This window comes from Kitasatospora sp. NPDC001119 (assembly GCF_053598475.1).
Genome location: NZ_JBSFKI010000004.1, coordinates 209170 through 229121 on the forward strand (window position 1 = coordinate 209170; position 19952 = coordinate 229121).

The 19952-nt window shown below is 77.4% G+C and carries 1 protein-coding gene; it reads right to left on the bottom strand.

Annotation, left to right across the window (positions count from 1 at the left end; translation table 11 throughout):
- Window positions 1-76: 76 nt before the first annotated feature.
- Window positions 77-19945, bottom strand: coding sequence for a non-ribosomal peptide synthase/polyketide synthase (locus ACWDD9_RS07010; protein ID WP_449811010.1), 19869 nt, complete (start codon window positions 19943-19945; stop codon window positions 77-79).
- Between the last annotated feature and the right edge of the window lie 7 nt (window positions 19946-19952).

A 19952-nucleotide genomic window follows, 5' to 3' on the forward strand; every position in this document is an offset into this window, starting at 1 on the left:
GGCTCCTTCGTCATCGTCGGTCGGTCTCGGCGGGGTCGGTACGGGTGGGCGGGGTCGGTGCGGGTGGGCGGGGTCGTCACCGTCCTTCCCGGGCGTGCCGGGCGATCTGCCGCAGGGCGGCGGCGAAGTCCTCGGCGGCCCGGCGGACGGCCCCGGTGTCGTGGACGGCGGGCCGGTGGTGCCAGGTGAAGGCGAGGCGTCCGTGCTGGGCCGCGCCGACCACCTCCAGCGGGTGGGAGCCGCCGTCCCGGGGGTCGTGGTCCTGGCCGAAGGAGCCGAGTTCGGCGCGGACCAGGCCGTCGCCGGCGGCCTCGGGCCGGGCGTCCCACTGGCCGAGGTAGTTGAAGACCACCTGGCCGTGGCCGCCGGCGGCGAGGCGCTCGCGGACCCCGGGCGTCCCGAAGGTGCGCAGGGCGCCGAAGCCCAGGCCGTTGCCGGGCACCGCGCGCAGCTGTCGGCGGACGGACTTCACCAGGGCGCGCCAGTCGCGGTCCGGGCCGGGCTCGGCGGGGTCGGGGACGTGGAAGGTGACGGGGTGGACGGTGGTGAACCAGCCGACCGTACGGGACAGGTCGACGCCGTCCAGCAGGTCCTCGCGGCCGTGCCCCTCCAGGTCCAGGCCGATCCGCTGCTGCCCGCTCCAGCGGGCCAGGGCGAGGGCGAGGGCGGCCAGCAGCACGTCGTTGACCCGGGTGCGGTAGGCGGCGGGGGCGGCGCGCAGCAGCGCCTCGGTGTCGGCCTCGTCGAGTTCGACGGTGACCGCCGCGGTCTCGGCACCGCCGGGACCGGACGGACCGCCGGTCCCGGACGGGCTGCCGGGCAGGGCCGCCCGGGCGCTCACCGCCTCCTCCCAGTACGGGAGTTCGTGGTCCAGGCCGCCCTCGGCGACATGGGCGGCGAGCCGCTGCGCCCAGTACCGGAAGGAGGTGCCGCGCTCCCCCAGGGTGACCGGCCCGCCCTGGACGGCCTGGCGGTGGGCGCTCTCCAGGTCGTCGCGCAGCACCCGCCAGGAGACGGCGTCGACGACCAGGTGGTGGGCGACCAGGAGCAGCAGGGCCGGGTGCTCCGGGTGGCCGGTGAACAGGGCGGCGCGCAGCAGCGGGCCGCGGGCCAGGTCGAAGCCGGCGTGCAGCTCGTCGGCGGCCTTGGCCATGGCCGCGTCGGCGGCCCCGGCGTCCTGCCCGGTCAGGTCGTGGTGGACCAGGAGGTCCTCGGCGGGGGCGGGCGGCGGGTTGAACTGGTGCCAGCCGGCCTCGTCGCGGGTGAAGCGCATCCGCAGGGCGTCGTGGTGTTCCAGCAGGGCGTCGAGCGCGGTGCGCAGCGCCGCCGGGTCGGAGTCGGCGGCGAGTTCGAGCAGGGTGGACTGGTTGAAGTGGTGGTGGGCGGCGCGCGGGGTGGTCAGGAACCACTCCTGGATGGGGGTGAGCGGCACGCCGCCGGTCACCGGGCCGTCGTCGGCGCGCTCGGTGGCGGTACGCACGACGGTGGCCAGTTCGGCCACGGTCTGGTGGCTGAACAGGTCGCGGGTGGCCAGGTGCAGGCCGTCGCGGCGCAGCCGGGAGACCACCTGCATGCTGAGGATGGAGTCGCCGCCGAGCAGGAAGAAGTTGTCGTCGGCGCCGACCTCGTCGAGGCCGAGGACGTCGGCCCAGATCCGGGCGATCCGGCGTTCGAGGTCGGTCTCCGGCGCCCGGCCGGGGCCGGCCGCGGCCTGGGCGGGACCGGGGTCGGGCAGGGCCCGCCGGTCGAGCTTGCCGTTGGGGGTGAGCGGGAGCCGCTCCAGCGCGACGAAGGCCGAGGGGACGAGGTGCGGCGGCAGCGTCTCGGCGAGGTGGAGCCGCAGGTCGAGGGCGGGGGCGCCGGCGGTGGCGTCGGCGGGGACGACGTAGCCGACCAGCCGGCCGCCGCCCGGGCCGTCGGCGCGGACGGTGACGACGGCGTCGCGCACCAGGGGGCTGCGGCGCAGGGCGCTCTCGATCTCGCCGGGTTCGATCCGGAAGCCGCGCAGCTTGATCTGCTCGTCGGCGCGGCCGGCGAACCGGAGCTGGCCGTCGGCGGCGCGGCGGGCGAGGTCGCCGGTGCGGTACATCCGCTCGCCGGGGGCGCCGTACGGGTCGGGGAGGAAGCTCCGGGCGGTGAGGCCGGGGCGGCCGAGGTAGCCGCGGGCGAGGCCGGGGCCGGCCAGGTAGAGCTCCCCGGTGACGCCGGGCGGCACCGGCCGCAGGGCGGTGTCCAGGACGTACGCGCGGGTGGCGCCGCTGGGGCGGCCGATCGCGGGGCTGCCGCTGCCGGGGGCGAGCGGGCCGGTCCAGGTGGCGACGACGGTGGCCTCGGTGGGGCCGTAGGAGTTGACCATCCGCCGGCCGGGGGCCCAGGTGTCGACCAGGTCGGCCGGGCAGGCCTCGGCGCCGACGACCAGGGTGCGCAGCCCGGTCAGGGCCGCGGCGGTCTCGGGTTCCAGGGTGGCCAGGGCGGCCGGGGGGATCAGGGTGTGGCTGATCCGGCGGGCGGCCAGCGCCTCGGCGAGCCGTTCGCCGACCAGCGGCCCCTCCTCGCCGGTGACGAGGGCGGCGCCGGAGAGCAGCGAGATGCACAGTTCCAGGACGGAGGCGTCGAAGCTGGGCGAGGCGAACTGGAGCACCCGGTCGCCGGGGCCGACGGCGTACTGCTCGGCGGCGGCGGCCGCGAAGACGGCGAGGCCGCGGTGGGTGACCAGGACGCCCTTGGGCGTTCCGGTGGAGCCGGAGGTGTAGACGGCGTAGGCGGGGTGGGCGGGGGTGAGGGCGCTGGTGCGGTCGGCGTCGGTGGGCGCGGTGTCCGGGCCCTCGGCGGCCCAGACCTGGGCCGGGTCGTCGAGCAGCAGGTGGGCGGCGGCGTCGCGGACCATGAACTCCCGCCGGGGCGCCGGGTAGTCGGGGTCGACGGGGAGGAAGGCGCCGCCGGCCTTGGCGACGGCGAGTTGGGCGACCACCATGGCCGCCGAGCGGGGCAGGGCGAGGGCGACCAGCCGCTCGGGGCCGACGCCGCGCCGGATGAGCTGGTGGGCCAGCCGGTTGGCGGCCCGGTCGAGGTCGGCGTAGCTCAGCTCCCGTTCGCCGTCGAGCAGGGCCGGTGCCCCGGGGGTGGCGGCGGCCCGGCGCTCGAACAGCTCGGGCAGGGTCGCCTCGGCCACCGGCCGGAAGCCGCCGTACGGCTCGGCGGGCGACTCCTCCGGGCCGGCCAGCGGCAGCGCGCCGACGGCGCGGGACGGGTCCTCGGCGACGGCGGTGAGCAGGGTGGCGAGCTGGCCGGCCATCCGCTCGACGGTGGCCGGGTCGAACAGGTCGGTGTCGTAGGTGAACAGGCCGTGCAGGGCGCCGCTCGCGGTCTCGACGAACTCCAGCACCAGCTCGAAGGGCGTCCGTACGGCGTCGGGCTCGATGCCGGTCACGTCGAGGCCCGGGAGGTCGGGTTCGGCGGACGGCGCGTTCTGGAGCACCACGTGGACCTGGAACAGCGGGCTGCGGCTGGTGTCGCGCACCGGCTGGACTTCGTCGACCACCTTCTCGAAGGGCACGTCCTGGTGGGCGAAGGCGTCGAGGACGGTCTGCCGCACCTCGCCGAGGAGGGCGTCGAAGGGCTGTCCGGGCTCGACCCGGGAGCGCAGCACCAGGGTGTTGACGAAGAACCCGACGAGCCGCTGGACCTCGGGCCGGTGCCGGCCGGAGGTGATGGTGCCGACGGTGATGTCGGTGTCCCCGCAGAGCCGGGCCAGGTAGGCCTGGGCGGCGGCGACCAGGGTGGTGAACAGGGTGGCGCCGCGCCGCCGGCCGACCTCGGCCAGCCGGCGGGCGGTGTCGGCGGGCAGTTCCAGTCGGACGGTGGCGGCGTTGGCGGCGTTGGCGGTGCGCACCGCGGGCCGGGGCCGGTCGGTGGGCAGCTGCGGCGGGACCACGCCGGTCAGTTGGCCCTTCCAGTAGGCGAGTTGCTCCCCGGTGGGGGCCCCGGCGGTGCGCTGCCAGTGGGCGTAGTCGGCGTACTGCACCGGCAGGGGTGCCAACTCGGCTTCGGTGGAGCCGAGTTCGGCGCGGTAGAGGTGGGCCAGGTCGGTGAGCAGCACGCCGGTGGACCAGCCGTCGGTGACCATGTGGTGCAGGGTCAGCGCCAGCACGTGCTCGCGGTCGGCCAGCCGGGCCAGGGTGGCGCGCAGCAGTGGTCCGCGGCGCAGGTCGAAGGGGCGGGCGCGGTCGGCGGCGAGCAGGTCGCGCAGGGCCCGCGGCCGTTCGTCGGCGGGCCGCCCGGAGAGGTCGTGCAGCGGCAGCGGCACGGCGTGCGGCGGGTGGACGAGTTGGACGCCGTGGCCGTCGACGCTGTCGAAGGTGGTGCGCAGCGACTCGTGCCGGGCCGTCAGGGCGTCCAGGGCCGCGCCGAGGGCGCCGGTGTCGAGGGTGCCGCGCAGCCGCAGCGCGAGCGCGACGTTCTCGGAGACGCCGGGCGTGAACTCCTCCAGGAACCAGAGGCGCTGCTGGGCGTGGGACATCGGGGCGGCGCCCGTGCGGGGCACCGGGACGACGGGCGGGCGGGCCGGGGCGGCGGGCTCCTCGGTGAGCAGCCGGGCCAGGCCGGCCGGGGTGGGGTGGTCGAAGACGGCGCGGGGGCCGAGCTCGGTGCCGAAGGCCTCGGTGAGGCGGGCGGCGAGCCGGATGCTGAGGATGGAGTCGCCGCCGAGGTCGAAGAAGCCCTCGTCGGTGCCGGGCGGGCGGATGCCGAGGACCTCGGCGAAGAGCTCGGTGGTGCGGCGTTCGGCCGCGGTGCGCGGTTCGACCCGCTCGCGGCGCCCGCCGGGCCGCTCCTCGGGGGCGGGGAGGGCGGCGCGGTCGACCTTGCCGTTGCGGCTGAGCGGGAGGGCGTCGAGCGGGACGAAGGCGGACGGGACGAGGTAGTCGGGCAGGGCGCGGGCGGCGAAGTCCCGCAGTTCGCCGGGGTCGGGGGCGCCGTCGGTGCCGACGGCGTAGGCGACCAGCCGGCGGGCGCCGGGCCGGTCCTCGCGGACGACCACGGCGACATCGGCGACCAGCGGGTGGGCGGCCAGGGCCGCCTCCACCTCGGCGGGCTCGACCCGGAAGCCGCGGATCTTCACCTGGTCGTCCGCGCGGCCGAGGAACTCCACGGTGCCGTCGGGGCGGCGCCGGGCGAGGTCCCCGGTGCGGTACATCCGGGCACCGGGCGGGCCGGAGGGGTCGGCGAGGAAGCGGGCGGCGGTCGCGCCGGGGCGGCCCAGGTAGCCGCGGGCCAGGCCCTCGCCGGCCAGGTAGAGCTCGCCCGCGCAGCCCGGCGGGACGGGCCGCAGCCGGGCGTCCAGGACGTGCGCCCGGCGGTCGTCCAGCGGGCGGCCGATCGGGACGGTGTCGGGCACCGCGGCGGCGTCCGACAGGGCGTGGGCGGTGGCGAAGGTGGTGGTCTCGGTGGGCCCGTAGCCGTCCACCACGGTCAGCCCGGGGCAGGCCGCCAGGACGCGGCGCACGGCGGCGGCGGGCACCACGTCGCCGCCGGTCCACAGGGTCCGCAGGCCGCCGAAGCAGTCCGGCGCGTCCTGGGCGAGCAGCCGGAACAGCCCGGCGGTGAGCCAGAGCGCAGTGGGCCCGTCGGGGCCGGCGAGGCGGCGCAGCAGCGCGGCGTCCACCGGCCCGTCGGGGGCGACAAGGACGCAGCCGCCGTTCAGCAGCGGCGCCCAGACCTCGAAGGTGGCGGCGTCGAAGGCGACCGGCGAGTGCAGCAGCACCCGGGCGCAGCGGCCGCCGGTGAAGCGGCTGTCGGTGGCGAGCGAGGCCACATCGCGGTGGCGGACGGCGACGGCCTTGGGCTCGCCGGTGGAGCCGGAGGTGTACATCACGTACGCCAGCCGGTCGGGGTCGGCGGGCGGCAGGTCCGGGGCGGCCGCTCCGTCGCGGGCGGCGGCGACCTGTCCGGCGGTCAGGGTCGCGGCCGCGCCGGCCCGCTCCAGCAGGGTGCGGCGGCGCTCCTCGGGGGCGCGCCGGTCGACGGGCAGGTAGGCGCCGCCGGCCTTGAGGACGGCCAGCTGGGCGACGACGAGTTCGGTGCCGCGGTCCATCGCCAGGGCGACCCGGTCCTCGGGGGCCAGGCCGTCGGCGAGCAGCCGGGCGGCCAGCCGGTCGGACCAGTCGTCCAGCCCGCGGTAGTCCAGCTCGCGCCCGCCCTCGCGCACGGCGGGGGCGTCGGGGGTGCGGCGGACCTGTTCGGCGAAGACCCGCAGCGGGCTGCGCGGCTCCGGCGGGCGGGCGGTGGCGTGCCAGGAGGCGAGCAGGTCGCGGTCGGCCGGGGTGAGCGGGTCCAGTGCGGCGAGGTCGCCGTCCAGGCCGTCGGCGAGGGCGGTCAGCAGCAGGGCGAGACGGTCGGCGGCGTCCCGGGCGGTGCGCTGGTCGAAGAGCGCGGGGTCGTACGCCAGGTCGAAGGCGAGCTGTCCGCTCAGGTGGGCGCGCAGGCACCAGGGGAAGGTGGTGGCGTCGTCGGCGCGCACCTCGACCACCCGGACGCCGGTGCGGTCCGCGGCGGACTCGTCGACGGGGTAGTTCTCGAACACCAGCATGCTGTCGAACAGCGGCTCCCCGGCGGGCAGTTCGCTCAGGCCCTGGATCCGGGTCAGCGCCAAGTGGTCGTGGCCGCGGCCCTCGCTCTGCCGGTCCTGGAGGTCGCGCAGCCAGGGCAGCACGCCGCCCGAGGGAATGCGGACCCGGGCGGGCACGGTGTTGATGAACAGCCCGATCATCGTCTCGACGCCGGGCAGTTCGGCCGGGCGCCCGGAGACGGTGGTGCCGAAGACGACGTCCGCGGTGCCGCCGTAGCGGGCCAGCAGCAGCGCCCAGGCGCCCTCGACCAGGGTGTTGACGGTCAGTCCGGCGGCGGCGGCGTTCTCCCGCAGCCGGGCGGAGGCCGCCTCGTCCAGGACGCGGTGGACGGCGGCGGTGGAGCGGGCCCGGTGGGCGCCGGCGGGGCGGCGGTCGTAGGGCAGCGCGGTCCGTTCGGTGAACCCGGCGAGCGCGGCGCCCCAGTGCTCCTCGGCGGCCCGCCCGTCCTGCTCGCGCAGCCAGGCCAGGAAGTCCGCGAACGGGCGGCGTACGGGGCGGGGCGCCTGCGGGCCGCCGGTCAGCGCGGCGTACTCCTCGCAGACCTCGGTGAGCAGCTGGCCGGTGCTCCAGCCGTCCAGGATCACGTGGTGGGTGGACCAGAGCAGCAGCACCTCCTCGTCGGGCAGCGCGGCCAGGACGAGGCGGGTGAGCGGCGCGGTGCCCAGGTCGAGGCCGGCGGCCCGCTCCTCGGCGAGCAGCCGCTCGGTCTCCTCGGCGCGCCGTTCGGGCGTCAGGGCGCGCCAGTCGAGGTGGCGGACGGGCAGCGCGGCGCGGCGCGCGACCAGCTGGACGGGGTGCGGCAGGCCGCGCCAGTGCACGGCGGTGCGCAGCGCCGGGGTGCGGTCGGCGACCTGCTGCCAGGCGGCGGCGAAGGCCGCCGGGTCGCCGACGCCGGCCAGCCGGACGGCGATCCGGTCCACGTAGGCGCCGTCCTCGTCGACCAGGCCGTGGAAGAGCATGCCGGACTGCAACGGGGTCAGCGGCAGCACGTCCGCGACCTCGCGGCCGTCGCCGACCAGGCCGTCCAGCCGTTCCTGGTCGAGGCCGGCCAGCGGGAAGTCGGACGGGGTGCGGCCGCCGGCGCCGGGGCCCGCGCAGTGCTCGGCCAGCTCGCGCAGCGCCTGGAGGGTCTGCTCGGCGAGGGCGCGGACGGTGGCCTCCTCGTACACCTCCGCCGGGTAGGTCCAGCCCAGTTCGAGCCGGCCGTCCTGGACGGCCCCGATGACGTCGAGCAGGTAGGGGCGGGGCTCGTCGGGGTCGGTGTCGCGCCCGGCCGGGGGCAGCGAGCCACGCAGCAGCCCGTCGGCGCCGGTGCGGGTGTCCCACTGGCCGTGGTAGTTGAAGCCGACCTGCGGCGCGGCCGCGCCTTCCGGGAGGCCGGACGGGAGCAGGTGGCGCAGCGCGCCGTGGCTGAGTCCGCGCAGCGGGACGGCGCGCAGCTGCTCCTTGACCGAGCGCAGGGTGTGGTGCCAGCCGGCCTCGGGGTCGACGCGCAGGGCGAGCGGGAACTCGGCGGTGAACCAGCCGACCGTCCGGGAGAGGTCCTGGTCGGGGAAGAGGTCCTCGCGGCCGTGGCCCTCCACCCCGATCAGCACCGTGTCCCGGCCGCACCAGCGGGCCAGGGTGCGGCCGAGGGCGCTGAGCAGGACGTCGTTGACCTGGGTGCGGTAGACCTCGGGGACGCGGCGCAGCAGCGCCCCGGTGGTCGCCTCGTCCAGCGTCACGGTGACGGTCGCGGCGGCGCCGTGGGTGTTGGCGCCCGGGCGCCCGGTGGGCAGTCCGGCCGGGGCCTCGCCGGTGCGGGTCCAGTACGCGGTGTCGCCGTCCAGGGCGCCGGAGCGGGTGTGCCGCTCCAGCCGGGCGGCCCACCGGGTGTAGGAGGTGCCCGGCTCCGGCAGCCGGACGGGCGCGCCGCCGCGGGCGGCCTGGTGGGCGGCTTCGAGGTCGGCCAGCAGGATGCGCCAGGAGACGCCGTCCACGGCCAGGTGGTGGATCGTCAGCACGAGCTGGCCGGGCCGGCCGGCGCCGCCGTCGAAGTACAGGGCGCGCAGCATCCGGCCCTGGAGCGGGTCGAGGGAGCGCTGGGCCTCCTCGGCGGCCCGCTGCACCTCCGTCTCCAGGACGGTCCGGTGGTGGGTGAAGACGCCGTCCGGTGCCTGTTCCCGGACCTCCTGGTGCCAGCCGGCCTCGCCGTGGCGGAAGCGGGTGCGCAGCGCCGGGTGGTGCTCCACCAGCGCGAGCACGGCCTGCCGCAGCGCGGCCGGGTCGGTGTCCGGGGCCAGCACCAGCCGCTGGGTCATGGTGAAGCGCAGCGCCTCGCCGGGGCGGCGCCCGTCGAGGTACCAGTGCTGGATCGGGGTGAGCGGGGCCTCGGCAGGCTCGGCCTCGTCCGCTTCCGTCCGTACGGTCGACTCCCCGGCGCAGAGGGCGAGTTCGGCGACGTTCTGGTAGCGGAAGACGTCCTTGGTGGTGAGGGCGAGTCCGGCGGCGCGGGCCCGGGAGACGATCTGGATGCTGAGGATGGAGTCGCCGCCGAGCGCGAAGAAGTTGTCCCGGGCGCCGACCCGCCGCACGCCCAGCACCTCGGCCCAGATCGCGGCGAGCCGCTCCTCGGTGCCGGGGCGCGGGGCGACGTACGGGGTGGTGCGGTCCGGCTGGGCGGGCGGGGCGGGCAGGGCGCGCCGGTCGGTCTTGCCGCTGGTGGTGCGCGGGACGCGGGCGAGCGGGACGAAGGCGGTGGGCACCAGGTGGTCGGGCAGGGTGCGCCGCAGCCAGGCGCGCAGCTCCTCGGCGGGCGGCACCCGGTCGCCGGCCGGCACCGGGTAGCCGACCAGCAGGGTGCGGCCGCCCTGTTCGCGGGCGGCGACGGCGCAGTCCGCGAGGTCGGGGTGGGTCAGCAGGGCGGCCTCGACCTCGCCGGGCTCGATCCGGAAGCCGCGGATCTTGACCTGGTCGTCGGCCCGGCCGAGGAACTCCAGCTGCCCGGCGGCGTCCCAGCGGGCGAGGTCGCCGGTGCGGTACATCCGGGTGCCGGGGGCGCCGTACGGGTCGGCGAGGAAGCGGCCGGCGGTGAGCCCGGGCCGGCCGAGGTAGCCGCGCGCGACCTGCCGTCCGGCCAGGTACAGCTCCCCCGGCATGCCGGGCGGCACCGGGCGCAGCGCGCCGTCCAGCACGTAGGCGGTGACGCCGCGGCCCGGCCGGCCGATCACCGGGCGCCCGGGGTGGTCGGCGCAGCGGGCGTAGGCGGCGTCGACGGTGCACTCGGTGGGCCCGTACAGGTTGTAGACGGTGACGCCGAGTCGGGCCCGGACCTCGGCCAGCTCCCGCCAGGTGGCGGCGGGGATCGCCTCGCCGCCGAGCTGGAGCAGCCGGGGGTGGTGCGGGGCGGGGCCGAACAGTCCGGCGGCGGTGAGTTCGCGCAGGTAGGAGGGGGTGACGTTGACGACGTCGAGCCGCTGCTCGACGATCCTGGCGCAGAAGGCCTGCGGGTCCAGCCGGACATCCTCGTCGATCAGGTGGAGCTCCTGGCCGGAGACCAGCAGCAGCGGGCCCTCCCAGCTGGTGTCGAAGGAGAGGGAGGCGCTGAGGGCGACCTTCAGCCGGGCGCCGTCGGCGGTGTGCGGGGCGAGCATCCCCTCCCGGTGGTCGCGGCAGAGGTTGACCAGCTGGCGGTGCTCGACGACCACGCCCTTGGGGCGGCCGGTGGAGCCGGAGGTGTGGATCAGGTAGGCGGCGTTCCCGGGCCGCAGCGGGGCGGTCCGCTCGGCGTCGGTCAGGTCGTGGCCGGGCAGGGCGTCCCAGGGCACCTCGCGCAGGTCCCGCTCGGTCAGCACCGTGCGCGGCCGGGTGTCCGCCAGCAGCAGGGCGGCCCGCTCCTCGGGCAGGTCCGGGTCGACGAACTGGAGGACGGCCCCGGCCTTGAGCACCGCGAACAGCGCCACCACCAGGTCGGAGGTGCGCGGCAGCCGGACGGCGACCACCTGCTCCGGGCCGGCGCCGAGGGCCGTCAGGTGGCGGGCGAGCCGGTTGGCCCGGGCGTTGAGGGCGGCGTAGTCCAGCGTGGCGTCCCGGGCGACCAGCGCGGTGGCGTCCGGGGTGCGGGCGGCCTGCTCCTCGAACAGGGCGGTGAAGGTGGTGTCCGGCCCGGGCAGCGGCTCGCCCCGGCCCTGGCGCAGCACCTGCCGCCGCTCGTCCCCGCTCATCAGCGGCAGCTCGCCGACGGCCGTCCCGGGCGCCTCGGCGACGGCCGCCAGCAGGGTGGTCAGCCGGTCGGCCAGCTGCTCGGCGGTCCGCGCGTCGAACAGCCCGGTGCTGTACTCCAGGTAGCCGGTCAGGCCGCCGTCGTGCTCGGCGAAGTCGAAGGAGAGGTCGAAGGCGGCGCTGCGGACCGGCGGGGTGACGGGTTCGACCGTCAGGCCGGGCAGCGGGGGCGTCTCGGCGCCGAGGTTGTGCAGCGCCACCATCACCTGGAACAGCGGGGTGCGGCTGGTGTCGCGCTCCGGCTGGAGGGCGTCCACCAGCCGTTCGAAGGGCACCTCCTGGTGGGCCAGGGCGTCGAGCACGGTGTGCTGGGCGGCGGTCAGCAGCTCGTGGAAGGTCAGTTCGGGGCGGATGTCGCCGCGCAGCACCAGGGTGTTGACGAACATGCCGACCACGTCGTGGAGTTCGCCCTGCTCGCGGCCGGAGGTGACGGTGCCGACGGCGACGTCGCGCTGCCCGGACCAGCGGGCCAGCAGCACCTGGCAGGCGGCCAGCAGGACGGTGTAGAGGGTGCCGTCGGCCTCGCGGCCGCGCTCGCGCAGCCGGGCGGTCAGCTCCGCGGGCAGCGTGAAGGTCGTCAGCGCGCCCTCCCGGGTGCGCACCGCGGGGCGCGGCCGGTCGGTGGGCAGTTCCAGCGGGGCCAGGCCGTCCAGGGCCCGGCGCCAGTGGTCGAGGTCGGCCTCGGCGGCGGCGGTGCGGGTGCGCTGCCAGGCCGCGTAGTCGGTGTACCGGACGGGCAGCGCGGGAAGCCGCGGGCTCCGCCGTTCGAGGGCGGCGGCGTACAGCTCGCCGAGGTCGCGGCCGAGCACGCCCATCGACCAGCCGTCGGTGGCGATGTGGTGCACCGCCAGGGCGAGGACGTGCTCCTCGGCGGCCGTCCGGGCCAGGTGGGCGCGGAGCACGGGGCCCTCGGCGAGGTCGAAGGGGGCGGTGGCGATCCGCTCCAGGTGGGCGTCCAGCTCCGCCGCCGGGACGTCCGCGCAGGGCAGCTCGACGGGGTGCGGCGTGCGCACCACCTGCCGGGCCCGGCCGTCCCGTTCGGCGTACGTGGTGCGCAGCGCCTCGTGCCGCTCGACCAGGGCGTCCAGGGCGGCGCCCAGGGCGGCCCGGTCGAGGGCGCCGCGCAGCCGCAGCACGGACAGCGAGGTGTACTCGGTGCTGCCGGGCTCGAAGCGGTCGAGGAACCAGAGCCGCTGCTGGGCGTAGGAGAGCGGCGCCTCGGCCGCCGGGTCGGCGGCGGGGATGACGGCCGGTGCGGCGCCGGGGCGCGGGGCGCCGAGCGCCTCGGCCAGGTCGGCGAGCACGGGGTGGGTGAACAGCAGCCGGGGCGAGAGGTCGGCGGCGCCGAAGGCGGCTCGCAGCCGGGCGGTGACCCGTACGGCGAGGATGGAGTCCCCGCCGAGGGCGAAGAAGTCGTCCTCGGCGCCGACCGCGCCGGTGTCCAGGACCTCCGCCCAGGCCTCGGCGACCAGCCGCTCGGCGGGGGTGCGGGGCGCGGTGCGCCCGCGGCCGGCGGCGAAGCCGTCCGGGCCGGGCACCGGCAGGGCGCGCCGGTCCAGCTTGCCGTTGGGGGTGAGCGGCAGGGCGGCCAGCGGGACGTAGGCGGCGGGCACCAGGTAGGCGGGGAGCAGGCGTTCCAGGTGGGCGCGCAGTTCGGCGGCGCCGGGCGGCCGGGCCGGGTCCTCCCCGACGAGGTGGGCGACCAGCCGGCGGGTGCCGGTGGCGTCCTCGTGGACGCCGACGGTGGCCAGGGCGACGCCCGGGTGGGTCTGGAGGGCGGCCTCGATCTCGCCGGGTTCGATCCGGTAGCCGCGGATCTTGACCTGCTGGTCGGCGCGGCCCAGGTAGCGCAGGGTGCCGTCGGCCTGCCAGCGGGCCCGGTCGCCGGTGCGGTACATCCGGGTGCCGGGGGCGCCGAAGGGGTCGGCGAGGAAGCGGCCGGCGGTGAGGCCGGGCCGGTTGAGGTAGCCGCGGGCCAGCCCCTCGCCCGCCACGTACAGTTCGCCGACGGCGCCCGGGGGCACCGGGGCGAGGTCGCCGTCGAGCACGTACAGCCGCAGGTCGGCGATGCCGGTGCCGATCGGGCCGGGGCCGCCGGCGGTGGCGGTCGCCGGGTCGAGCGCGGTGTGGGTGACGTGCACGGTGGTCTCGGTGATGCCGTACATGTTGACCAGGCGCGGCGCGTCCTCGGGGTGGCGCCGGTACCAGTCGGCGAGCCGGGTGACGTCCAGCGCCTCGCCGCCGAAAACCACCGTGCGCAGCGCCAACCGGGCGGAGACGTCCGGGAGTTCGGCGTCGGCGCGGGCCAGCTGGTGGAACGCGGACGGGGTCTGGTTGAGGACGGTGACCCGCTCCTCGGCGAGCAGCCGCAGGAAGTCCTCCGGGGAGCGGGCGGTGTCCTCGGGCACCACGACGAGCCGGCCGCCGTGCAGCAGCGGGCCCCACAGCTCCCAGACCGAGAAGTCGAAGGTGTAGGAGTGGAAGAGCGTCCAGACGTCCTCGGCGCCGAAGCCGAACAGCTCGCGGGTCTGCTCGAACAGCCGGACCACGTTGGCGTGCGGCACCACGACGCCCTTGGGGCGGCCGGTGGAGCCGGAGGTGAAGATGGCGTAGGCGGGGCTGTCGGGCAGCGGGCGGTGGCCGGCGCCGAGCGGGCCGGCCGGGCGGCGGGCCAGGTCGGCGCGCACCGCGGGGTCGGCCAGGGCGAGGACGGGGACCTCGACGCCGGTCGGATCGGCCGGGGGCTCCAGGGTGACCAGGGCCACCGGGGCGGCGTCGCGCAGCAGTTCGGCGCGGCGTTCGGCGGGCAGGCCAGGGTCGAGCGGCAGGTAGGCCGCGCCGGTCTTGAGGACGGCGAGGACGGCCACCACCAGCTCGGCGGTGCGGGGCAGCGCCAGGGCGACGTACCGCTCGGGGGCGGCGCCGAAGCCGGCCAGCCGGTGGGCGAGCCGGTCGGCCCGGGCGTCCAGCTCGGCGTAGTCGAGGTGTTCCCCGCCGCAGGTGACGGCCTCGGCCCGCGGGGTGCGGGCGGCCCGCTCCTCGAACAGGTCGACCAGGGTGCGCGCGGGCCGGCCCTGCGCGGTGCCGTTCCAGTCGACCAGCAGCCGGCGGCGCTCCTCCTCGGTGGTCCAGGCCAGCGCGCGCAGCGGGCGGTCCAGCCCGGCGGCCAGCTCGGTGAGCAGCAGCCGCAGCCGCCCGGCGAGGGCGTCCACGGTCGCGGCGTCGAACAGCTCCGGGTCGTAGGCGAGGTCGAAGCCGACCTGCCCGCCCTGGTAGGCGCGCAGCACCAGCGGGAAGCTGGTGGCGTCCCGGGAGGAGACCTCGGCCAGGCGCACCCCGGTGCCGGCGGCGCGGGCGTCGTCGAAGGGGTAGTTCTCGAAGGCGACGATGCTGTCGAACAGCGCGCTGCCGGCGGGGACGTCGCTGAAGCCGGTGAGTTCGGCGAGCGAGACCGCCGAGTGCCGGCGGGCCTCGGCCTGGTCCGCCTGGAGCTCCCGCAGCCAGTCGGCGGCGGTGCGCTCGCCGTCCACCCGGACCCGGGTGGGCAGGGTGTTGATGAACATGCCGATCATCGACTCGACGCCGGGCAGCTCCTCGGGCCGGCCGGAGACGGTGGTGCCGAACAGCACGTCCGGCTCGCCGCTGTAGCGGGACAGCAGCAGCGCCCAGGCGCCCTGCACCACGGTGCCGAGGGTCAGCCCGGACTGCCGTGCGGTGCGGGCGAGTTGCTCGGAGACCTGCTCGGACAGGGCGGCGCTGAGGCTGCCCGCCGAGCGGGCCCGGTGGGCCTCGCGCCGCGCCCGGTCGGCGGGCAGCGGGGTGGCGGTGGCGAAGCCGTCCAGGACGGACCGCCAGTGGGCCCGGGCGGCCCCGGCGTCCTGCCCGGCCAGCCAGTGCACGTAGTCGGCGAAGGGCCGGCGCACCGCCGGGGCGGGGGCGGCGCCGGTGGTGAGCGCCGCGTACTCGGCGAACACGTCGGTGAGCACCTGGGCGAGGCTCCAGCCGTCCAGGACCAGGTGGTGGGAGGTCCACAGCAGCTGGACCCGGGCCTCGGGCAGCCGGACCAGGGTGAGCCGGGTGAGCGGGGCGGTGGCGATGTCCAGGCCGAGGGCGAGGTCCTCGGCCTTCAGCCGCTCCAGCCGTTCGGCGCGCTCGGCCGGGTCGACGGCCCGCAGGTCCAGGTGGGTCACCGGCAGCCGGACGCCCCGGCGCACCACCTGGAGCGGGGCGGGCACGCCCTCCCAGACCACGGAGGTGCGCAGCGCGGGCGTACGGTCGGCGACCCGCTGCCAGGCCAGGGCGAGGGCGCGCGGGTCGGCGACGCCCTCCAGCAGCAGGGCGGCCTGGTCCAGGTAGACGTCGTCCTCGCCGCCGACCAGGCGGTGGAAGAGCATGCCCTCCTGGAGCGGGGTGAGCGGCAAAAGGTCCGTCACGTCCCGGCCGTCGCCGACCAGCCGGTCCAGCGCGGCCTGGTCGAGGCCGGCCAGCGGGAAGTCGGAGGGGGTGCGGCCGCCGGCGCCGGGGCTCGCGCAGTGCTCGACGATGCCGGTGAGCGCGGCGGCGGTGGCCTCGGCCAGGGCCCGGACGGTCTCCTCCCGGTGCACCCGGTCGCTGTAGTGCCAGGTGAGTTCCAGCTCGCCGTCGGCGACGACGGCGGAGACGTCGAGCAGGTGGTCCAGCGGCTCGTCGGGGGCGAGGTCGCGGCCGGGGGCCTGCCCGGCGGGGGCGAAGTCGCCGCCCTCGGGGGCGGTCCACTGGCCGTGGTAGTTGAAGCAGACCTGCGGCAGCGGACGGTCCCTCAGCGCGGCGGCCGAGCCGAGCCGGGCGAGGGCCTCGTAGCCCAGGCCCCGGCGGGGCACGGCGCGCAGCCGCTCCTTGACCCGCTTGAGGGTGGCGGCCCAGTCCGTCCCTTCCGGCAGGTCCAGGGTGACGGGGTACTGGGTGGTGAACCAGCCGACGGTGCGGGAGAGGTCGAGGCCGTCGAAGAGGTCCTCGCGGCCGTGGCCCTCCAGGGCGACGGCGACCCGCCCGGTGCCGGTCCAGTCGGCGAGGGCCCGGCCCAGCGCGCTGAGCAGCACGTCGTTGACCTGGGTCCGGTAGGCCTCGGGGACCTTCCGCAGCAGCGCCTCGGTGGTCGCCCGGTCGAGCCGGTGGCGCAGGGTGCGCACCGAGCCGGCGGTGGGGGTGCCGGGCAGGTCGACGGGCAGCGGCCCGGCGGGGGCGGCGGTCTCGGCGGTCCAGTACGGCAGGTCCGCGTCCAGGCCGCCGGTCCGGACGAGTTCGGCGAGCCGGTGGGCCCAGTCGGTGAAGGCGGTGGGCTCGGGCGCCGGGTCGGGGGTGTGGCCCTCGGCGGCCTGCCGGTAGGCCTGTGCCAGGTCGGCGAGCAGGACCCGCCAGGAGACGCTGTCGACGGCCAGGTGGTGGGCGGTCAGGAGGAGTTGGGGCCGGGCGCCGTCGGCGGGCCGGAACAGCACGGCGCGCAGCAGCGCCCCGGTGGCCGGGTCCAGCTCGGCGCGGGCGGCCTCGGCGGCCGCCTCCCGCTCCGCCTCCCGGTCGTCGGCGGGGTCGGTGGCCGGGTCAAGGGCGGTCAGCAGCGCTCCGGCGTCCGCGACCGGCTCCTGGCACCAGCCGTCCCCGGTGCGGGTGAAGCGGGTGCGCAGCGCCGGGTGGGCGGCCACCAGCGCGCCCAGCGCCCGGTCCAGCGCGGCTTCGTCCAGCCCGTACGGCAGGTCGAGCAGCATCGACATGGTGAAGTGCCGCAGCGGGCCGTGGGCGGCGAAGAACCACTCCTGGACGGGGGTCAGCGGGGCGGGCCCGTCCTGGTGGTGGCGCGGCGCGGGGGCGGCCGACGGCTCGGCGGTGCGGGCCGCGGCGGCCAGGTCGGCGACGGTCTGGTGGCGGAAGACGTCCTGGGAGCCGATCCGCAGGCCCGCCGCGCGGGCCCGGGAGACGGCCTGGATGCTGAGGATCGAGTCGCCGCCGAGTTCGAAGAAGTTGTCGGTGACGCCGACCCTGGGCACGCCCAGCACCTCGGCCCAGATGGCGGCGAGGGTCTCCTCCTCGGGGGTGCGCGGGGCGGTGAACTCCCCTTCCCGGACGTCGGTTTCGGGGGCGGGCAGGGCGCGGCGGTCGAGCTTGCCGCTGGTGCCGAGCGGCAGGGCGTCGAGCACGGTGAAGGAGGACGGCACCAGGTGGTCGGGCAGCACCCGGCGCAGGGCGGCGCGCAGGTCGGCGGAGGGTCGGGCGGCGCCGTCGGCGAAGACCAGGTAGGCGGCCAGCCGGTGGTGGCCGTGGGCGTCGGGGACGGCGGCCACGGCGGCGGCGCGGACCTCGGGCAGCTCCAGCAGGGCCGCCTCGATCTCGCCGGGTTCGATCCGGTGACCGCGCACCTTGACCTGGTCGTCGGCGCGGCCGAGGTACTCCAGGCGCCCGTCGGCCGTCCAGCGGGCCAGGTCGCCGGTGCGGTACATCCGGGTGCCGGGCGGGCCGTACGGGTCGGCGGTGAAGCGGGCGGCGGTCAGGCCGGGGCGGCCGTCGTAGCCGCGGGCGACCTGCTCGCCGGCCAGGTGGAGCTCGCCGCTGACCCCGGGCGGCACGGGCTGGAGCCGGCCGTCCAGGACGTAGGCGCGGACGTTGGGCAGCGGGCGGCCGATCAGCGGCCGGTCCCCGCCGTCGATCCGGCAGGCGATGGCGTCGACGGTGCACTCGGTGGGGCCGTAGTAGTTGTAGGCGGCCGTCTCCGGGCGGGCGGCGAGCTCGCGCCAGAGCCGGGGGGCGACCGCCTCGCCGCCGAGCATCAGCACCCGGGGGCGGTGGCGGGGGTCGTCGAGCAGCCCGGCGGGCAGCAGTTGGCGCAGGTAGGAGGGGGTGAGGTCGAGGAAGTCGATCCGGTGGCGGACGACGTACTCGACCAGGGCGGCCGGGTCCATCCGGGTGGTCTCGTCGACGAGGTGCAGCGGGTGGCCGTCCGCGAGCAGCAGCAGGCCCTCCAGCGAGGTGTCGAAGGAGAACGACGCGGTCAGGGCGACGTTCAGCGGGCCGCCGCCCGCGTCGGCGACGAAGCCGGCCCGGTGGGCGGCGAGCAGGTGGGCCAGGGCACGGTGCGGGACGCTGACGCCCTTGGGACGGCCGGTGGAGCCGGAGGTGTAGAGCACGTACGCGGGGGTCGCGAGGTCCGGCGTGGGAAGGACGACGTCGACCGGGTCGTCGTTGCCCAACAGGTCGCGCAGGGTGTCCTCGTCCAGGAACAGGGCCGGCCCGGCGTCCTCGAGCACGTAGACGACCCGCTCCCAGGGCAGCGCCGGGTCGAGCGGCAGGTAGCCGGCGCCGACCTTCCAGACCGCGAGGACGGCCACCACCAGGTCGGCGGTGCGCGGCAGTCGCAGCGCGACCAGCCGTTCGGGGCCGGCGCCGGTGGTGGCCAGCCGGCGGGCGAGCCGTTCGGCGCGGGCGTCCAGTTCGGCGTAGTCGAGGCGCTCCTCCCCCGCGACCAGGGCCAGGGCGTGCGGGGTCCGTTCGGCCCGGCGCCGGAGCAGCTCCGGCAGGCCGACGGCCTCGACGGGCAGCTCGGTGGCGTTCCAGCCCCGGGTGACCTGCTCGGTCTCCCGCGCGGAGAGCAGCGGCAGGGTGGCGAGCGGGCGGTCCGGTTCGACGGCGGCGCCCTCCAGCAGGCGCAGCAGCTGCTCGGCCATCCGGCCCGCGGTGGGCGCGTCGAAGAGGTCGGCGCGGTACTCCAGGACGCCGGTGAGCGCCTCGCCGTCGGGGACGAACTCCACGCTGAGGTCGAAGGTGGCGGCCTGCCGGGGCACGGTGACCGGGGCGGTGGCGAGTCCGGGCCGGTCCCCGGCGGTGGGCGGGGCGGGGTGCAGCAGCACCAGGACGTCGAACAGCGGGTTGCGGCCGGCCTCGCGGGGCGCGCCGACCGCCTCGACGATCCGTTCGAAGGGCGTGTCGCCGTGTGCGAGGGCGTCGTTGCCGGTCTCGGTGGCGGCGGCGAGCAGCTCGCGGAAGGAGGCGTCGGGCGCCACCCGGGTGCGCAGCACCACCGTGTTGACGAAGCAGCCGACGGCCCGTTCCAGCTCGGTGCGGGTGCGCCCGGCCATCAGCGAGCCGACGGTGACGTCCTGCTGGCCGGACCAGCGGGCGAGCAGCGCCTGGGTGCCGGCCACCAGCGCGGTGTTGAGGGTGCCCTGCTGCTCGGTCGCGAGGGCGCGCAGCCGGGCGGTGAGCGGCGCGGGGACGGTGAAGGTGTGCAGGCCGCCCGGGCCGGCCTCCTCGCCGCGCCGCGGGTGGTCCAGCGGCAGGTCGGACGGCACGGCGCCGGCCAGCTTCTCCCGCCAGTGGGCGAGCTGCCGCTCCAGCCGGTCGCCGGCGAGCTGCTCGCGCTGCCAGGCCGCGAAGTCCGGGTACTGGGCGGCGACTTCGGGCAGTGCCGGGTCGGCGCCGCGGGCCAGGGCCTCGTAGGCGGTGCACAGCTCGTCCAGGACGACGCCCATCGACCAGCCGTCGGTGACGATGTGGTGGGCGGTCAGCTGCAGGACGTGGGCGTGCGGCGCCTCGGCGACCAGCAGGGCGCGCAGCAGCGGCCCCCGTTCGAGGTCGAAGGGCCGGGAGTACTCCTGGAGCAGGACGGCGTCCAGGCTCTCGCCCTCGGCCGGTTCGCGGACCGGCAGCTCCACCGGCGCGGGCTCCCGGACGGTCGGCACCGGCCGGCCGTCGCTCTCCGCGAAGGTGGTGCGCAGCGCCTCGTGGCGCGCCACCACGGCGGTCAGCGCCGCGGCGAGCGCGGTGCGGTTCAGCTCGCCGGTGAAGCGCAGGGCGACGGCGCTGTTGTAGCGCGGGTCCCCGGGGCGCAGCCGGTCGAGGAACCAGAGCCGCTGCTGGACGAAGGACGGCGGCAGCGGACGGCCGCGGTCGGCGCGCGGGATGGCCCGCTCGGCGGCGGCCCCGTCGCCGCCGGACCGGCCGGCCAGCCGCCGGCGCAGGGCTTCGCGCAGGTCGGCGGGCAGGGCCGCGGCGCGGTCCCGCTTCGAGGGCGTCGGAGGCGTCGAAGGCGTCATGGTCGTC